General features: G+C 53.6%; 10 protein-coding genes and 2 pseudogenes. 11 read left to right on the top strand and 1 reads right to left on the bottom strand.

The genetic code is table 11. The features are described from left to right. The 10 genes and pseudogenes from PUV47_RS18995 to PUV47_RS18950 all read left to right on the top strand — a co-directional run. Nucleotides 1–436: pseudogene (locus tag PUV47_RS18995) on the top strand (hypothetical protein); the annotation flags it as partial. 837 nt (nt 437–1,273) lie between these two features. Continuing rightward, nucleotides 1,274–2,074 carry a tetratricopeptide repeat protein gene (locus PUV47_RS18990; RefSeq protein WP_274220179.1) on the top strand — a complete coding sequence of 267 codons (801 nt, stop codon included), beginning with the start codon at nt 1,274–1,276 and terminating at the stop codon, nt 2,072–2,074. A 37-nt stretch (nt 2,075–2,111) separates the two neighbouring features. Next, nucleotides 2,112–2,636, top strand: a complete 525-nt coding sequence (locus tag PUV47_RS18985; protein ID WP_274220178.1) for an invasion associated locus B family protein — start codon at nt 2,112–2,114, stop codon at nt 2,634–2,636. Next, on the top strand, nt 2,636–4,360 hold the full coding sequence (locus PUV47_RS18980) for a ShlB/FhaC/HecB family hemolysin secretion/activation protein (RefSeq protein ID WP_274220177.1): 1,725 nt from the start codon (nt 2,636–2,638) through the stop codon (nt 4,358–4,360). Before PUV47_RS18985 ends, PUV47_RS18980 begins: the two co-directional genes overlap by 1 nt. A 42-nt stretch (nt 4,361–4,402) precedes the next feature. After that, on the top strand, nt 4,403–13,519 hold the full coding sequence (locus PUV47_RS18975; protein WP_274220176.1) for a filamentous hemagglutinin N-terminal domain-containing protein: 9,117 nt from the start codon (nt 4,403–4,405) through the stop codon (nt 13,517–13,519). Between the two features lie 41 nt (nt 13,520–13,560). After that, complete coding sequence (locus PUV47_RS18970; RefSeq protein ID WP_274220175.1) at nt 13,561–13,899, top strand: hypothetical protein; 339 nt, start codon at nt 13,561–13,563, stop codon at nt 13,897–13,899. A 515-nt stretch (nt 13,900–14,414) separates the two neighbouring features. Then, nucleotides 14,415–16,061 carry a DUF637 domain-containing protein gene (locus tag PUV47_RS18965; RefSeq protein ID WP_274220180.1) on the top strand — a complete coding sequence of 549 codons (1,647 nt, stop codon included), beginning with the start codon at nt 14,415–14,417 and terminating at the stop codon, nt 16,059–16,061. A 14-nt stretch (nt 16,062–16,075) separates the two neighbouring features. Continuing rightward, nucleotides 16,076–16,441: a hypothetical protein gene (locus PUV47_RS18960; RefSeq protein WP_274220174.1), complete on the top strand. Its 366-nt coding sequence runs from the start codon at nt 16,076–16,078 to the stop codon at nt 16,439–16,441. 223 nt (nt 16,442–16,664) lie between these two features. Next, nucleotides 16,665–17,114, top strand: a complete 450-nt coding sequence (locus PUV47_RS18955) for a hypothetical protein (RefSeq protein ID WP_274220173.1) — start codon at nt 16,665–16,667, stop codon at nt 17,112–17,114. Between the two features lie 12 nt (nt 17,115–17,126). Beyond that, nucleotides 17,127–17,480 carry a hypothetical protein gene (locus PUV47_RS18950; protein WP_274220172.1) on the top strand — a complete coding sequence of 118 codons (354 nt, stop codon included), beginning with the start codon at nt 17,127–17,129 and terminating at the stop codon, nt 17,478–17,480. A 189-nt stretch (nt 17,481–17,669) separates the two neighbouring features. On the opposite strand, the pseudogene PUV47_RS19915 reads toward PUV47_RS18950, so the two are convergent. Continuing rightward, nucleotides 17,670–17,813, bottom strand: a pseudogene (locus PUV47_RS19915) (integrase core domain-containing protein); the annotation flags it as partial. On the opposite strand from PUV47_RS19915, the gene PUV47_RS18940 reads away from it, so the two are divergent. Beyond that, nucleotides 17,799–18,158, top strand: a complete 360-nt coding sequence (locus PUV47_RS18940; RefSeq protein WP_274220181.1) for a hypothetical protein — start codon at nt 17,799–17,801, stop codon at nt 18,156–18,158. The pseudogene PUV47_RS19915 and the gene PUV47_RS18940 sit on opposite strands and share 15 nt — an antisense overlap. Nucleotides 18,159–18,204 lie beyond the last annotated feature (46 nt).

Here is an 18,204-nt window from a genome sequence, read left to right as displayed (position 1 = left end):
GTTCGCTGACGGAACAACCCTGAGCAGCATCGAAATACGAGAAGACGGCCAGTTGGCACTACATGGTATAGATGATGCCGAAAACACCATTCTTGGTTTGGGCTTGGATGACTTCCTTTATGGCGGCAATCAGGCAGATGTCCTGAACGGCGGCTTGGGCGATGACTACATTTTTACCGGCGCAGGAAATGATCTAATTCGCTTCGAAGGTAGTGACTTTGGTAAGGACACGATCAGTGACTTTGTTGCAGGCGCTGCTAGCGAGGATGTCATTGAGTTTTCGAAAGATGTACTTGCTGATTACACCGAGCTGCTCTCCTGCGCAGAAGATTGGGGAGGCGAGAACACCTATATTACAATTGATGCGGACACATCTGTCACTCTGTCTGGCGTGAAAGTATCTGATCTCCATCAAGATGACTTTAGGTTTGTATAGATTCTCAAAGCCCTGAACAGAGTATTAACGCACCATAAACGGACAGGAGCATGGTCTGCTCTACCGGTTATGGTGCGTTAAACAATAGTCTGAGTGAGATAGCGCTGAAACCTTAGCGTTTATTTGCGACCAAACAACGCAAAACTAGTACAAAAGTGGAAAATTCTATGCGACCCATTGAACTCCGGACAAGGTGCGTAGCTTGCGCCCGTAGTGATGGTAAAGTTTAGTCCCAGCGCCGGATCAACAGGGACCAAGAAATGCTACATGAACATGAAACCGCGCTTTGAAAGCCAGGACCACCAATTCGGAGCCGCCTGAAAACAAAAGTGCGAAAAATCTCCGACGCTACCGCACAGGCGGGATCACACCCGCCAACTGACTGAAAATGGCCGCATGAGCCCTGCCGCTACCCTAAAGATAGCAAGGTCAAGGTTGCCAACCGGCATGAACTCATGAGTACTTCTTGCTCAAAATGCCCGGGCAAAGCGCTAACTTCTTCAATGTGTGGATAGTATGATTTTTTAATGCGAGTCGTGAACTAAAGTAACGCTCTGAAAAATCGGCAATACTTCATGTACTGCGAATTTATTTAAAATTTATAGCAAAATTACTCCTGTTGCATTGAATTGAAATCTTATAAATCAAGTTTTTTTCATTTGACTGCAAATTGCATATTAAGTAAATCAACGATCAACCGGCGGTTGCAGCTGGGTAATTTTCAACAAAACGTAGGTTCCAATGTAATGGGATCGGCGAAAGGCTTTTTACTCCCCTATGTGGCAAAGGGGTGGGCTCTCGTTGTGCGTTTCCAGCTTGAATAAACTTGGAAGTCACATGAAAAAACTGATGGGTACTGTAATGGCTGCTGGCCTGTTGCTAGGGTCCGCCTCCGCTTTTGCTGAGGTGAAAACAGGTATTCAGCTGCTGGAAGCAGGTGATGTAAAGGGCTCTGTTGACGCCTTTCAAAAAGCCTATGACAACGGTGATGCAGACGGCGCGTTTTACATTGGTCGCCTGTTCGAATTGGGGCTGGGCACAGACAAGGACGAACGCCGGGCGGCTCAGTTGTTTGCAGCTGCAGCAGCAAAGGGCAGCGCACGTGCGCAAAACCGCTTGGGCCTGATGCATCTGAACGGCGAGATCCTGCTTCAAGACTACGCAAAGGCCTATGAGCTGATTTGTGCTGCCGCCGATGCAGGAGATGCCGACGGTCAGTTCAACTGCGGAATGCTGCACAAGACCGGCAAAGGCACGCCATTGGATGAGAGCAAGGCAGCCGCGTATTGGCAGGAGGCTGCCAAGCAGTCGCATGTCGCCGCCATCAACCTGTTGGCGAAAGCATATCAGGATGGTGCTGGCGTTGAAGCTGATCCGGAGCAAGCGGTTGCATTGTTTGAACAAACCGCTTCAGCGGGAAACCCCATGGCTCTTTTTGAGCTGGCAAAAGCCTATGTTCATGGCACAGGAACTGCTCAGGATCAGGTCAAAGCCTATGCTTATGCCAACCTTGCTGCTGTGCGCGGCATGGAAGGTGCCGCAGAGCTGCGCGAGAACCTTGAGGGCAAGTTGAGCGCCGAGGAGCTTTCGCAGGCCCAGCAGGTCTCTCGCGAATGGAAAGCAACGCCGCTGCCATAGTCACTGCCAAGCGCGGGACCTGTTCAGGTTAGATCCAATGCATCGTTATCTCTTGTTACTGCTGGCAGCATGTCTTGTTGCCGGGCAAGCCTTCTTTGTGTCTGCGGCAGCGGTGCCGTCCTCGGGCTGGACCACAACGGCCTTTGGGGACTGGCTCGTGCGCTGTCCGGGTTCACAGAACATGGAAGGTGGGTGCCAGCTTCTGCCTGATCTTGAAAAGGCAGCCATCTCTCGCGCTCAGTTCGCTTTGGTGATCAGCAGCCAAGACGAAACAAAGAGCCGCTTTGCAGTGATGACCGTCCCGGAAGGGGTTTATCTCGCTTCCGGTGTTGAACTCAGCATTGATGGCGGACGGCCTTACAAAATCCTCTACGAGGTGTGCCGCCAAGGGAGCTGTCATGCAGGTTTCAAGCTTACCGACGCAGTGGTCTCGGCATTTAAGCGTGGTGCCAAGGCGACCGCGCGCGTGTGGCTCAGCAAGGATCGCGTGGTTGAGTTCTCCCTCTCCCTGATTGGTTTCACAAAAGCTTACAGCGTCTTTGAAGGGCAGGCCTCACGGTGATGGGCAAGGGACACATCTGGCTGCTGGGTGGCCTCATGCTTTTTAGCGCTGTGGGTGCCATCGCAACAGCACAGGCGCAAACCGTGGCGCCGGCGATCCAAAACGAACTACGAAACACCTTGCAGCGGGAACAGGCAGCGCAGGCAGAACAGCAAAGACGCTTGCGGGAGCAGTTCCAACAGCGTGAAAGCGCGCCGGGCCGTATCGAGCTTGGCTCCGATCAGCTGAGTGTGCCAGAGGGCGGCCCGTGCTTTGACATCGAGGCCGTAGAGGTGCAAGGGCACGCGGGGCTGGGCGACTTCCCTGAGGTCTCTCAAAAGCTTGTCGGAAGCTGCGCAACTCTTTCGGAAATTGTTCAGGCCTTGAATGCTGTTAATCAGCACTACAAGGAGCATGGGTTCATCACCACCCGGGCGTATTTGCCAGAGCAAGACGTCTCCACGGGACATCTGAGCATGGTCGTGGTCCCAGGCCTTATCGAAGGGTACGTTTACGCCGATGGGCGTCAGGCTGACCTGCGGGTGCGAACAGCGTTTCGAGGCCAGCGCGGCGATGTTCTCAACCTACGTGACCTGGAGCAAGGCCTCGAAGTCCTAAACGGGCCCCGATCCTCCTCCGCCACGTTCAAGCTCGTGCCAGGAGAGCAGCCGGGCGGTTCGTTCGTGATGATAGAGATGGAGGAAACATTGCCCCTTCATCTCACGCTCGGGGTTGATAACTCCGGTTTTGACAACACCGGAGCAATCAAGACCACAGTTGGTTTCGGTCTCGACAATCTCTTGAGCTTGAACGACCAGCTGACCTTCAATGTGGGAGGCAGCCCCCTTGACGATCGCAACTTACGCTATTCGGAAAACCTTTCTCTTCGCTACTCGATACCGGTTCGCAGCTGGGAGTTTGCCCTTGAGGGCGGCGCCAGCCGCTACTTCTTCAAGCTTGACGGCGTCAATCAGTCGTTTCCGGTTGAGGGGCAATCCCACTACGTAAGCCTGTTCGTTGAGCGCTTGCTCTGGCGGGACCAATTGTCCAAGCATCATGCCTATGGCGAGCTGAAATTGAGCCGGAGCCGGTCTTACATAGATGGCTTCGAGATCATGAGTCAGCGCCGCCGCCTGGCTGTAGCCGATGTGGGCTGGCGGGCAGAGACACGCATCGGCGGGGCGATGGTGCAGTGGGATGTGGGCGCGAAGTTCGGTCTGGATGCCTTTGGATCGGGCGTGACCGAAAAGAGCATTGTCGATCCCACCTTCAAGATGGTGCATGCGCGTCTCGACGTTCGCAAACCCATTGCCGACACTTCACTCACCTATGTCGGCGCAGTTTTCGGTCAGTATTCGAAAGATGTGTTGCCGGGAACCGAGCAAATCGCCATCGGCGGCTGGTCATCCGTGCGTGGTTTCCATCAGGACAATCTCTATGGAGATGCGGGGGCCTACTGGCGCAACAGTATTGAGTGGAACGCCATAAGCACCCCGGACTACCAACTGACGCTCAGTGGCGGGTTTGATGCGGGGATCATCGAACCTTCAGAACTCAGGTCATGGTCCCAAGACTATCTGGTGGGCGCACATCTTGGGGCTGAACTGGCGATTGGCGACCATGCCACGCTTGACTTCAAGATTGCGCACGCGATCTCGCGCCCGGACCAAAACCCACCCAATGCCAATCCTGCCTTCGAAGACAGCCGAACGGTTGGCTTCGCCAGCTTGGATTTTTCTTTTTAACGGCTTTGGCCGGACCGCCCGTACCTCGTGGAGAAGCTTGTGATGTTGAAATTCTTTGAACGGTCCCTTGCACTGCTGCTCAGCACTTTGCTCACGGTGCAACCTGTTCTGGTGCAAGCAAGTGAAGTTCGGGTTTCCATTCCGAACTCTGGTCCGAGGGCGCAGGTCAAGAACGCGCCAAACGGCGTGCCGGTCGTGAATATCTCGACACCTAACGGTAAAGGGGTATCACACGACCGTTTTACGCGTTTTGAGGTGGATGATGTCATCCTCAACAACTCAGCAACCATCACAGGCACGCGTTTGTCTGGATGGATTGAGGGCAATCCAAATCTGACTGCTGGCAAGGAAGCCAGAAGCTGGATTGGCGAGGTCGTCGGCGGACAGCAGGCGCAGCTCAATGGTCTGCTTGAGGTCGCTGGCCAGAAAATGGATGTCATCCTTGCGAATGAGTTTGGCATTACCTGCAACGGGTGCGGCTTTATCAACACTGGTCGAGCAACTCTTACAACGGGGGTGCCGGTCTTCGACCAAAACGGTCACCTTGCAGGGTTTGATGTAAGGCAAGGTAAAGTCACCATAGGGGCGGAGGGGTTCAATCTGGACCCACGCCTCAGCATGGAAGACCTGACGCGCGTTGACGTTATCTCCCGCGCCGCAGCGGTTTATGGCGCCATGCACGCTAAGGAACTCAACGTCATTACCGGTGCCAATGCGGTTTCTTATGACTGGAGCTTCGACCCACAAACAAACGAAGTACAAGGCGTCACTCCACAGGCTGGAACATCGGAGGTGCCAGAGCTTGCCGTCGATGTTGCCGCCCTTGGTGGCATGTATGCCAACTCCATCAAGCTGCTGGCGACGGAAAACGGCGTGGGCGTTCACCTTGATGGTGAAATGGCGTCGGCCACCAATATCGCGTTGAGTGCCAATGGGCAGATCACGCTTGGCAAACCGACGGAAACACGCCGCCCTCTCATCAAGGCGGGTGAGAAGGTATCGCTTCGGTCTGCGGGTCCGATTGTGCTTGAAGGGTCTCTGCTGTCAGAGAGCAACGACAGTATTGATGTTGTGTCCGCAGGCGGGACTCTCGTCGTGGCAGGTGAGGTCTCCGGGGGCGCCGTAACACTGGAAAGCGCTGGCATTGCAGCAATTTCTGGTGTGGTACATGCAAGCCAACGGTTAGCGTTGAACTCGACGGGCAGCGCTCTCGAAATCTCTGAGAGCGCTGTTGTTGCAGCCAGTGAGGTGGATGGGCAGGCCGCAGGGGAACTGATCCTGTCAGGGAAGGTTACCGCCGAAGGTGAGGCCTCTTTTGAAGCCGGAAAGGGGTTGGAACTCGGATCCTCCGCTACGCTGAAGGCACAGGCCATACGATTGCAAGGGGGAACCGTAGCCACTTCTGGTCAGACAGAGGCGAGCGACACCCTGGCCATCAAAGCTGGCGCCGGTGGGATGATCAACCAGGGCTCCCTTCATGGGCGCGAGGTGGCACTGGACTCTGCTCAAGGCGTTCTGAATGCAGGCAAAATCAATGCTTCTGAAACAGCCAGAGTAGAAGCTGCGGGCCTGTTTGAAAGTGAAGATCTTTCCGAGTTCTTCGCAAACCAAGCAGATATAAAGGCAGGTGCCGCTGATCTGGCCGGTACGATCAAGGCAAATGACAGTCTTTACTTGACCACCACCCACGGTGATTTGACCACCAGAGGTGTTTTAGTTGGCTCTGCAATCACCTTGGAAGCCGCAGAAGACCTCTCACTTTTCGGTGCCGTTTCCGCAGAGCTGGCCGCCGATCTGGAGGCCGCTGATGAAATAGTATCGAGTCTCTCCTCGCAGCTAATCGCAGAGCAGGTCACCTTCGAAGGAAACAAGTTGGTACTTGCAGGGTCGGTGCTTGCGGGAGATCAGCTTGAGATAGTGGCAGGCGCAGGCGGCCTATCCAATATTGGTGATCTTGTAGGGGCGCAGACAACCCTTTCCTCGCAAGGTGGCATTGATGTTTCGGGCTCCGTAACTGCCGACGACCTGCTGACCATTGCTGCCGGAACTGTCCTGTCCAGCACAGCTGAGGCCGAGTTTTATGGCGAGAGAGCGCACTATTCAGGCAAGCAAATTGCCCTTGGTGGTGTTGCAATCATCGGATCAGACCTCACTGTCATTGGCGGGGCCGATGGGCTTGATGTGACAGGTGAGTTGAGCAGCCGCACCATCACGATAAATGCTGCGGCCGATCTTTCCATCTCGGGTCTTCTTGACGCGGATGAGTATCTTGCGTTGGACGCGCGCACTGGCGAGCTCAAGACCGCTGAAAGCGCCACCCTTTATGCCGAGACAATTGATGTCGCGGCCGCCACCATCCTCAGTGCCGGTGAATTGTTGGCCCAGCAAGACGTTGAGATCAGCGCTCTAGCCGGAGCGTTCAATAACACCGCACTTGTTGGAGGCAAGACCGTTGCGCTCCGCAGTGCCTCGGACTTACTGCATTCGGGGAAAATCGTCGCTGTAGAGAGCGCCTTGGTACATGCATCCGGGAAGCTGGAGGTGAAGGACGGTGCGGAGGTTTCCGCAAAAACCGTGTCCATGCAGGGCGACAGCGCCAAGGTCCTCGGCAATGTACTTGCGGAAAACCAACTTCTCTTGATGACCACTTCCGGGGCGCTGGAACTGGGTGGATTTGCCTCTGCCAGCGAAGCTACGATCGAAGCCTCTGGCGCTCTGACAACCCATGGTCTGCTGGAGCTTGGCACTGGGTCAACACTTGTTTCCAAGACTGGAAATATTCTTCTTGGCGGTGTTGTTGAAGCCCGAGATCTACACGTAACCTCCGCTCAAGACTTGATGGTGACGGGTCTGGTGGAAGTCGAGGATGAGGTTCGCCTTGTCTCTTCTCAGAGTTTTGGGACCTCCTCTGGCGCAGGTCTTTATGCTGACGATCTGGTAATCACGGCTGCCGACGTCATCACCAAGGGCGATATCCGGGCTCTCCATGGCACCTCAATCACTGCTGCGAATGGTTCCATTGAAAACGATGGTCTTGTTGGCGGGGCGACCACCACTCTTGGTGCATCAAGTGGGATCGTAAACAGCGGCGTTCTGGCGGGCACTACAAAGCTCACTGCAACCGCCGGGCAAAGCGTCACCTCCCTTGAGAATTCTCAAGTATCTGGCGATGACATCAGTGTTGAAAGTCGCCGCGTGGCCCTTTCTGGCACCACGGTCGCCACAGGGAGTCTTGAAGTCAAAGCCGGGACAGGCGGGCTTGTAAACGCTGGTGCGCTCGTTGCTGAAGAAGCGCTTCTGACCTCCGCAACCACCTTGGCAAATACCGGCAGCATTACGGGTCGCGAGCGCGTAAGCCTTTCCATGGCTGATGCCTTCACTCTCGGAACGGACTTTGCTGTCTACGGCAAGAAAATCGAGATTGAAGCCAGTGCCATCACCGCAGATGGGGTGATCGCCGCAGCTGAAGAGTTGAAGCTCAGCGCAGGCACGGGAGGCTTGACCAATACCGGAACTTTGAGCTCCCAACGTGTTTTCCTTAACTCCCAGTCATTTCTCAACAACGCTGGCACCATCTCCGCTGGCGAACAGCTCACAATAACTGCTTCCGACACAGTTACGAACGTGGCGGCGCTGATTTCAGGCGATGACCTTGCCGTCTATTCGCAGGAACTGATCAACAATGGGGGCGTGGTCTGGGCGAATGACAGCATTACCATTGCAGCCAACGATAATCTTGATCGCAGCGCCTTGCTTCAGAACACGAATGGTCGCATCGAAGCTTTTCAAGGCAACCTGACCATACGGGCCGATGAAGTGCACAACGTGGGCACTGCGCCCACCTTGAGCAGCAGTCAGATCATCCGGTGGTTGGAAAAAGGACGAAGTGGTCCGGTCAACTCTGCTGATGAGATCCTCAAGCTGATTGATACAGCGTACCTGGATGGCTCCGGGAAGGTATTGCCAGCCTATACGGCAAACTATCTCGCCTTGTGGCAGGACCTTTTGAGTGGCTCAGAGTTTCTTTCTGAAGATGCACGCGCGATCGTCAAGACCTCCGTTCTCAAACCGAGCCAGACGCAACTAACCGACGGCCTGCAGCGCCTTTGGGACAACATGTACTCCAAGGCAAATGCCGCAGGAACCCCTGATCCCATTCAGGCTATGGCAGATCTTCTGGATCCGGTGGTCTTTGATGCCGATGGCAACATGTTGCCGGAGTTCGAACAGGCTTATCTTGAACTTTGGGAAACCCTTGCATCGGGCTCATCAACTGTTTCTTCCCGTGTGCGCGGCATTCTTGGCAAAAACGCGCTGGTTTTTGAAGAAGTAACAGACCCTGTCTCGGGCGAAGTGACACGTGTCTACTCCAATGAGCTCGACCCGGAAGTCACCTCACTGTGGACTGCCATGTCCGCGGGCGCGGCGAAATCCTACGACATTCTGAAGATCCTTTATCAGGACCGTTTCAATGATGATGGCGTTCTTGCCGAACTGGTTGCCGGTCAGGACGTCAGCATTGAGACGGAAGTTCTGAAAAACATCTTCGGCAATATCTCCGCCGGTAACGATCTGATGCTCACCGCTAACAAGATCGAGAACAAGGCGGTGGGCGCGACCCAGGTTCTGCTGGAGGTCCACAAGAAACCCGATTGCTTCACCTGCCACGAAGGGGAAGTGGCCTACTACGACACATTTGGCGGGCGGATTGAAGCGGTAGGCAAGGTCTCCATTTCTGGTGAGCTTGTCAATCTGACCATCAACACCTCCGAAATGTCCATGCAGGACATGATCGACACCATGAACGCCTTCATCGAAGAGCAGAAGGCGGCGGGTGATCCGGATATGACCGGCATTCCGAACGTGCGTACCAGAACACTGGACTTCAAGGATGTGCGCACCCCGGACCATATTGCACCAGTCGAGGGGGACGGCACGGACATCAGAACCGTGGACTCGGTGGATGTGGCCGATGAGGTGGAGGTCGATACTGGACCGGGCACCCCAGAGGTAACAGTGAGGGATGTGGAGAGCGAGGACCGTGTTGTCGCGGAACCCGGCATCGATCCAACCACCATCACTGCGACCGATGTAACCACGCTTCCTACCAAGACAGTCAATCCGGGCAAGGGCAAACCGATCATCATCCCGGTGGAAGTAAAAGATATTGTCCCTACCGTCGAGACAGTGGTGCCAGTCGAGCCGGTGCTCACGCCAACCACCTCGGTTGAAGAACTCCTCTCCACCGGTCTTACGGCGTTGGCCGAGACGGATCCTGAATTCACCGACTACGCCAATTTCATCACGTCAAACTACATGATGGATGTAGACCGTCTGCAGTATCGCGACGACCTCATCAACAACCATGTGGAACCACGTGCCGATCGGTTCAAGGCGGCGACTGTTGACCCACAGGTCGGGCCGTTGGACCACCTCAATAAACCGGTTTCTGTGCCCAAGCCGGATGGCAGCGGCATGCACACGGTGTATCCAGAAAACACCGCATTTGAGCTGGATGGGCGAGGCGCGCTCATCAGCGGCGGTGAAGTGGCCATCATGGGCACCTCCGTCAGCAATGCGGGCACGATCACCGCCAAAGAAGACCTGAAAGTGATTGCCGCGGTTGTGAGCAGCACAGAAGGCGCGTTGACTGCGGACGAAGGCAAGCTCTCTGTCAATTCGCTGACTTCGTTGCTGCTGAATGAGACAACGCTTTCAGGCAAGTCCATCGACATTCTTTCCGGTCATGACTTCCTCGGCCGAGGCATTACTCTGGACGCGGAGGAAGACCTTTCGATTTTCGCAACCAGCAGTGTCACGCTCACCGGCCTTGAAAAGAACTTCACTATCGAGCAGAGGCAGACGCTGCCATCCCTGCTCGAGGACACGCCGCCCAGAACCGTTGTCACGTCAACCCGCACGGTTAAAGACCAGCGCCTGTCTTCCATGGCAGCAGGCGGTGACATCTCCATTGTGTCCAATGGCGATCTGTTTGTTGCAGGTACTGATGTGGACGCGGGCGGCGATGTAAAGCTGACCGCTGAGAAGGACCTTGTGCTGGGCGCTGTTGAAAGTGGCAGCACGACGAAGGCCAAGAACGCCAAGTCCGAACATCTTGTCAGCACGGCAACGGACATCGAGGCCCAAGGCAACCTGACAGCGACAGCCGGTGGAAGCGCTGTGCTCATGGGCACTCAAGTTGATGTGGGTGGCAAGGTAGAAATTGGCGCAGCCGACGATCTGGTCTTGGCCGCGGTACAGGATATCTACACCTCTTACTCCAAAACCAAGAAAAGCGGCTTCCTCCGCTCCAAGGAGACGGTACGCAGTGAGACCCGCGTAACAAACAGCGGTGTAAGCATCGCTGGGCGCGAAGATGTAACCCTGCAAGCGGATAAGGGCGACCTGACCACAGCGGGTTCCGCGCTCGCCTCGGCTCAGGGCGACATCAACCTGAACGCGGCGGAGGGGGACATCTTCGCCGGGGCCTACACCGATGTTCATGAGACCTACAGCAAGACCAGCAAGAGCATGTTCGGCGGGCTGTTCGGCTCAACAAAGATCATCAGCAGTGTAGATAAGGTGAGCCGGGGCACAGAGGCGCTCGCTTCTGTTGATCTCACCCTGGTTTCTGGCGCGGACACCACCTTGGTCGGGGCGCAGCTCTCTGCAGGTCAAGATCTGAACATCAACACTGGCGGTGATCTGGATATTCAGGCTGCCATCAACAGTCATCGCAAAGAGGTCTTTTCACACGAGACCGGCCTCGTTCTGATGACCACGATCACCGAGAACAGCTATGTTGAAGCAGCTGTTCTCACGCAGCTCCTGGCCGGACATGCGCTCAATCTCGACGTGGATGGCGATGCACGCCTGACCCTCTACGAGATAGCAGGCGTGGATGCCCAAAATCCGGGAGATCTATACCCCTCAGAACTGCTTGAACTGGAAGGGTTGGAGCTGCTTACTCAGCAGCTGGCCAATGAATACTTCTACGACAAGCAGGTCGCCTTGTCGCCCGCGTTCAAGGCCTTGGTTTCCATCGCTGTTGGCTCCGTTCTGGTTCCCCATTTGGGGATTGCGAACCTCCTGAACCTTTCCTCCAGCTGGGCCGTTACTGCAGCGGAGGCCTTCACCAGTACATTCCTCGTGGAAAGTCTGGACGGAGCGGTTTCAGGTGACTTCGACCTCGGCGACATCCTGAAGGATGCAACATTCTCTGCCGTGACTGCAGGTCTTGCTGAGGGCGTCAGCCTGAACATGTTCGGGATCACATCGCAGACCCATCCCGAATTGTTCGATGGCCTGCTGGGCACTTTTGGCAACAACAAGCTGTCTATCGGTAACATTCTCGAAGGCGCGCTGGACGGCGTGATCACGAACGGCCTGTCCTCTGCCGTTTATGGCACAGACTTCATGGAAGGTTTTTCCGCCTCCATGATCAAAACGTTGGTCAGCTTGACCCTTGCCGATATCCAGTTCGAGATTGGTGAGCTGGGCATTATTCGAGATGCCAACGGCGACGTGATCAAGACCAACGAGGCCTGGGAGGGCTCTCTGCCGCATGCCATTTTGCATGGCCTTGCAGGCTGTGCTGCAGGAGCGGCTCAGAACGGCGGTCAGGGCTGTGCCGCGGCGGCTGCAGCAGCTGTGGCGCAAAGCCTGTTTGCGGGAACCCTTGATGAAAATTTGACGGGCGAACAACGAGCAGACGCGGTGCGGAATGCCGAGATGATTGGCGCGCTTGCCGGCTATATATTCTCAGGTGGCAACCCGGCAAATGTCAGTGCTGCTTCCGCTATAGCGGCGTCTGGTTTGCAGAACAACTATCTTAGCCACGACCAAATTGGTCAGCTACAGCAGAGATTGTCTGAGTGCGCAGCACTTGGCGCTGGCTTTTCGGCATGCCGCGCTGAGGTGTTTGCTGAATATGTTGAAATCAGCACCGCGCAAAACGCTGAGTTGGAAGCCTGTGAAACTGACGCCTGCAGGGCTGGTCATTGGGCCAGAATTGCCGTCGCTGAAGGGGCGTTTGATTCAATCGTGTTCAACCTGATGACTTCGGGTGAGTACAAAGGTCGTTTGCTCAACGATCTACAAGATTCTGCAGAAGATTTGGTTGTCTGGACACCGGATCAGGCCACTGAATTCAGAGCGGCGCTGAGAGAAGAAACCACAGCAACTTTCTGCTCTGGCGGCGTGAATAGTTGTGACATATCGGTACGCGCTGAACTTGAGCGCAGCGGCGCACTGACTGCTTCTGAGCAACAAACGCTGAACGATGATCGCTTGGCAATCTACCTCGAATTGGAGCAACAAGCGCGAGCCGAAATTGCGGAAGATGTTTGCTCTTCTTCTATGAGCCAAAGTGCTTGCAGCCTTGCGGTTGATGAGGAAATCGACAGACAGCGGGTTCTAGACAACCGGATTGCCGGAGCGATTGATGTTGTCTTTGGCGCGGCTGAAGTTGCTGGCGCTGTTTACATGTGCCCTGCTTCTGCAGGAACGGCCTGTGCTACGGCATCTGTCTTGGTGGCAGCCCATGGAGCGGATACGGCAGGTGCTGGTTTTGCGCAATTGATCACCGGAGAGGAGGCACTGCCCTTCGGTGTCCAACTGGTGATGCGCGCCACCGGCCTCGATCAAACCCAAGCATCATTGGCCTATGATCTGATGGCAATCGGGTTTGAGTTGAACGCTGTCAGATCGATTGCCTCGCAAGGGTCTGAAGCGCTGATCAAACAGCATGATCAGGTGTTCAATGGGGGGATTGTAAATAATGTTCCAAATAGGACACTGACACGAGATGAATTGATTGCGGGACTACCGGAAGGAACTCGTATAACTACCGAGAACGTTGTTGATATTCAGCAGCTTCCCAATGGGCAGACTGTTTGGCTTGAAACAGGGAGCAGTTCAGCCGGGTTACAACACATCAATCGTCACGCGGGCGAGTTTGCGCAAAAGGGCATTTCTCAAGATGAAATTCCAGATGCAGTGTTTGCCGCTTTGCAACAGAATAACGTAGTTGGTTACCAAGGTACGGGCACCGGTAGGCCTATATATGAATACATATTTAATGGTACTACACATCGTATGGCGATTACCGTGGGCGACAATGGTTTTATCGTCGGTGCAAATCCAACCTCCTTACCATAGAGGATTGCTGTAAGATGGACTCACGCACGAAAATCAAATTGATGGCTGACTATGACTGCTGGCCCCTTTGGGGTGTATCGAATATCGGGAACATCGATCCTGCAACTCTTCCGTTGTCTTCTGTTTTGGAAAAAGACTTACTGAATTGGGCGAGGCAGTATGATGCTACATTGAACCGGTCTGACCCTGTTCAATCGGGTTTTCGGACGCGTGAAGAAGCACAGGCATTCAACGAAGAGGGTTGGGCACTGTGGGAACGTTTGCGGGTCGAACTAGAAGATATCAAAGTGGTTTACTTTGATAATGAGTTAGGTCGGGTATTCGAAGAGCGCCCTGAAGGGGCTAGGGCATCCCAACCACATTTCCTGTTTGAAAAATGAAAAGCGCATGAAGATTTGTCGCCATTTGACCCAAGCCATTCTGGTTCTGTTTTTCGCGGCATTCGGGATTATTGCGGCTCTTGCCGCAAATGGGGTTTCGTCTCTTTTTGAATATTTCTCAGCATAGCACCATCTGACCTACCCAACCGGTTCCGCCTTCTCCGCTAGAGCCCCACCTCTGACACGCAACGATGTTGCAGTCAAAGGTGCTTTCTTTTTGCGGGAACCTGTGACGTACGCGCGTTGTATGTCATCGCGAGCCTTGCTTGGGGACGAGTGAGCGCTTTCGCGGTCCTCTAACGCCCAAATACAACGCGATTGACCACTGCTGACTTCCCAAAGGTATGGGTAAGCATCCTTATTTGTTTGGCTTTAAAGCTGGATTTCAGGCCGCTGTTTTGAGTTTCATAGCGGGTGTGATGCCGCCGTATTCTCGGCAAGGCTCGGTGGCTTGTTCCTATCCTTCTTCTCCTGTGAAAACGGCATAGCAACCGGGGCCGCCTGAAGGATGCAACATTCTCGATAGCGCGATTGACGGCGTGATCACGAACGGTCTGTCCTCTGCCGTTTATGGCACGGATTTCATGGAAGGTTTTTCCGCTTCCATGGTCAAAACGCTGGTCAGCCTGACCCTTGCCGATATCCAGTTCGAGATTGGTGAGCTGGGCATTATTCGAGATGCCAATGGCGACATGATCCAGACCAACGAGGCTTGGGAGGGCTCCCTGCCGCATGCCATTTTGCATGGCCTTGCAGGCTGTGCTGCAGGGGCGGCCCAGAACGGTGGTCAGGGCTGTGCCGCCGGTGCTGCCGGGGCGATTGCACAAAGCCTGTTTGCCGGATCGCTCAGCGGAACGCAATTGAGCGACGCACAACAGCAAAAGTTCACAAAGCTTGTCGGGGCACTTTCCGGTTTCCTCTTCTCCGGTGGAGACGGATCCAATGTCAGCATAGCGGCACACATTGCAGAGTCTGGTCTTCGCAACAACCGCCTTCTTCATCGCAGCGAGATTGAATGGATCGAAGAAAAGGCTGACGAATTCCGTAACTGGGTCTGCGAAAACCATGGCAAGTGCGATCTGTCTTTAGACGAAGCCAAGGGCATTTTGGCGGCAGAAACCCTGAAAGGGGTGTCCGAGAGCTTCGATTTGCACCGAGTGGCATTTGGTGATGAGGCGCGAGCATTCATTGAAGCCAGTTACAACGGACCCGCGACTGTCGATGGCCAGACAATGTTTGGCCTATTGGAAAGGGGAAGTTCAGAATATCGTCAGGAACTTATAAATGCTGACACCCTGTTGAACCGGGTTGGCATTTATGAACTCGCGTCCTCTCAATCTCGTTGGCCTCAGGGGCAGAACGTTACGCAAGCTGCTTTGCAGGAAGTTTTAGCGGAGTACGCAGAGAACAAGGATAGTGCGCAAGCCGTTGCCTTTTTGGATGCGGTGGCTGCAAATCCGGGTCGGGCAGAATTGATGTTCGCTGCATATGGCAGCGCAAAATCATCTCTTGTTCCCGTTTTGGCTTCTGATTTCGGCATTCAAGACTTAATTGATGATCTGCCGGAGACCATGCAGGCGCAAGTCAGCCTTGCTTACGTTCAGGGCTTGACCGGTCAACTGGATCTGACAGATGAGGAAGTTCAGGCTGCCATCCTGAATGCAAAGTGGGGTCCGCTTCTTACCGCCGGCTTCGAGGACCTTCTCGCTGGGGTTGGGATTCTTGGTCCAGGCATGAGTCTCCTGACCAAAGCCAATGGTCAAACAGTAATTCGCGATGCAAACGGCGTTGAATATAAGACAGCTAATCAGGCGAATCGCTTAACTAATGTTCCGAGGCAGTTTTCAAGCCAAATAAAATTGGATGAGCACTTTGAAAAGCACGGCAAGGAATTTGGCGTAAATAATCCAGCTGCATATCTTGAGCTCGCTCAGTATGTGCAGAAAAACGGCACATCTGTGCAATATGAGTGTAATGGTCAGAAACGTGTTGGATATGCTCAATTCATGGGGAACGACCGAAAAGGCAAAGCTAAATTTGCTTTTGTAGGAACGAATAGCGATGGGCATATTACAACCCTGCATGTGAAGAGTGGAAGAGATTTCTGGAAAACCATTAACGGCAATAAAGAAGATAAAGTAATTCTCCCATACAATCCCTAGAAATGAGAATAGTAATGCGAGCACAATTGAAGGAAATCGGTGATCACGTTGAGGAACAGGTGTCTTTATTTGTCAACGGGATTGAGGTTGTATGCTTCGCGAGCATTGTTCCCTATGAAATACAGTTAGGACGTAGTTATCCAGTCGTATTCCATATTTTTGTAATTGACGAATACAGGCTGAAGAAAAGCTCGTCCATAGAGCGAGGTGTTGAACGGATAGACAATGGATTTAGATATAGGTTGCGAGGTAGGCTAGTCGGGAACACCATCCAGTGTGGTCTCCCATTTGAAGATGATTTTTTAGTTGACGAATATGGATATTTAGATGGAGAGCAGGTTGAATTAGAGGTGGATAGAATAGATGTAGAGTTCATCTAATCCCAGTTTCAGCAGCCTCATGGTGAATTCCCACGTCTTCATGTTCAGCGCTAATCAGCGCTCGACCTCCGTCTGGTCTGCGGTGACGATTGTCAGGTCTGACTGGCGAAGCAGACCTAGACGTCAATAAAGTCCAAAATGCTACTTTGAACGGAAGTGGGGTCCACTTCTTACCGCCGGCTTCGAGGACCTTCTAGCTGGGGCAGAGATACTTGGACTTGGCGTGAGGATCCGGATCAAACCCGACGGTACAAAAGTAGTTGTCGATGCAAACGGCGATGAATATGCGTCGATTAAGGAAGCTAATGCTGCCATAAAGGGGGGGGGTATCAAGATCGATGACGGTAAGTTTGATTACCTGTTCGGTCGTGTAACGTCTAATCCGCACAATACCGCTCGTTCGCAACAGCTTCAAAGCGAGTTTTCACGAATTGGGATTCATGATACTCCAGCTGGCCGACAAGCTCTTACTTCGCATTTTGATGACGTGGCGGGAGATCCATCGAGCGTGATCAATACGTTTTCTCGGACAGGAGAAGATGGTGTCACACGAAAATTCGAAGTTCGAGAATCGTTGTTTAAGGGGCCAGGAGGGGCAGTTCGACTGGAAATCACTTTTGAAGTTGGTGTTAGTGGCCTGACCCGCTTTGTCACTACGATACCCTATAGGTAGGAGGAAACGGCGATGCGTCTGGAAATTAAAGAAGCTGATTTTTGTGTTCCTGCTTCAAATGATATTGTCGCGGCATTCGGCTGTGACCTCGAGGTCGATGATGAGTTTTTTGTTGAAACATACACATTCCGGGACGAATTAGGCCAACCCGCTAGAATTTGGTTGGGCACTGTTGACCGGACTTTTAGCATGGCCATTGGAGAGGAAGCGAGTGAAGCATTCCGTATCACTAATGGGCGATTAAATCACCTTTCAATAGACGAGGATCGACAGCTAATATCTATTGGTCTTGGAGAGAGGGAGTTAAACCTGACGTTAAATCTATATGTTTGGCCTAGAGTTAAGGTTGATTTATTGTTTGGATGATCACAGTTCTTTAGCTTGGTGCGTGATAGGGGCACTACACATCAAAGCCGTCAATTTGTACTGCGTAGAGCACCGCATTTTGACCTGCTCCTCAAAGAACCCGCGACTATAAGTTAGCGCTGTTCTGTTTTTGGTATTTCCGAGACCATTTGGGATGCTCCAACGGTGTCAGCCCGTCGAGACTAGTATGGGGCGTTTGTGATTATTATCGTCGCACCATCGTGTGATCAGGGAGCGGGCGTGAGGTAGGTTATTAAACAGATGCTCGTTAAAGCACTCATCCCTTAGGCGACCAATGAAGCATTCGATAAAACCGTTTTGCATAGGTTTGCCGGAGCGATTGATGTTGTCTTTGGCGCGGCTGAAGTGGCTGGCGCTGTGTACATGTGCCCTGCTTCTGCAGGGACGGCCTGTGCAACGGCATCTGTCGTCGTTGCAGCTCATGGAGCGGATACGGCAGCTGCTGGTCTAGCCCAATTGATCACCGGAGAGGAGGCACTGCCTTTCGGTGTCCAACTGGTGATGCGCGCCACCGGCCTCGATCAAACCCAAGCATCATTGGCCTATGATCTGATGGCAATCGGGTTTGAGTTGAACGCTGTCCGAGCACTTGCCTCGCAAAGGTCTGAAGCGCTGGTCAGACAGCATGATCAGGTGTTCAATGGGGGGGGGTTGTAAATAATGTACCGTTAAAGCCTCTAGTCGATCCATCAACTAACGTAGC

The organism is Pseudovibrio exalbescens (assembly GCF_028737195.1).
Lineage (GTDB): Bacteria > Pseudomonadota > Alphaproteobacteria > Rhizobiales > Stappiaceae > Pseudovibrio > Pseudovibrio zosterae.
The sequence above is the reverse complement of the archived record's forward strand: the minus strand, read 5'-3'. Positions and strand labels throughout refer to the sequence as shown.

What these genes read in the sequence shown, in the direction of transcription:
- PUV47_RS18990 (WP_274220179.1), top strand. Translation starts at nt 1,274, where the DNA reads ATGAAAAAACTGATGGGTACTGTAATGGCTGCTGGCCTGTTGCTAGGG.
- PUV47_RS18975 (WP_274220176.1), top strand. Translation starts at nt 4,403, where the DNA reads ATGTTGAAATTCTTTGAACGGTCCCTTGCACTGCTGCTCAGCACTTTG.
- PUV47_RS18980 (WP_274220177.1), top strand. Translation starts at nt 2,636, where the DNA reads ATGGGCAAGGGACACATCTGGCTGCTGGGTGGCCTCATGCTTTTTAGC.
- PUV47_RS18960 (WP_274220174.1), top strand. Translation starts at nt 16,076, where the DNA reads ATGCGAGCACAATTGAAGGAAATCGGTGATCACGTTGAGGAACAGGTG.
- PUV47_RS18950 (WP_274220172.1), top strand. Translation starts at nt 17,127, where the DNA reads ATGCGTCTGGAAATTAAAGAAGCTGATTTTTGTGTTCCTGCTTCAAAT.
- PUV47_RS18970 (WP_274220175.1), top strand. Translation starts at nt 13,561, where the DNA reads ATGGCTGACTATGACTGCTGGCCCCTTTGGGGTGTATCGAATATCGGG.
- PUV47_RS18985 (WP_274220178.1), top strand. Translation starts at nt 2,112, where the DNA reads ATGCATCGTTATCTCTTGTTACTGCTGGCAGCATGTCTTGTTGCCGGG.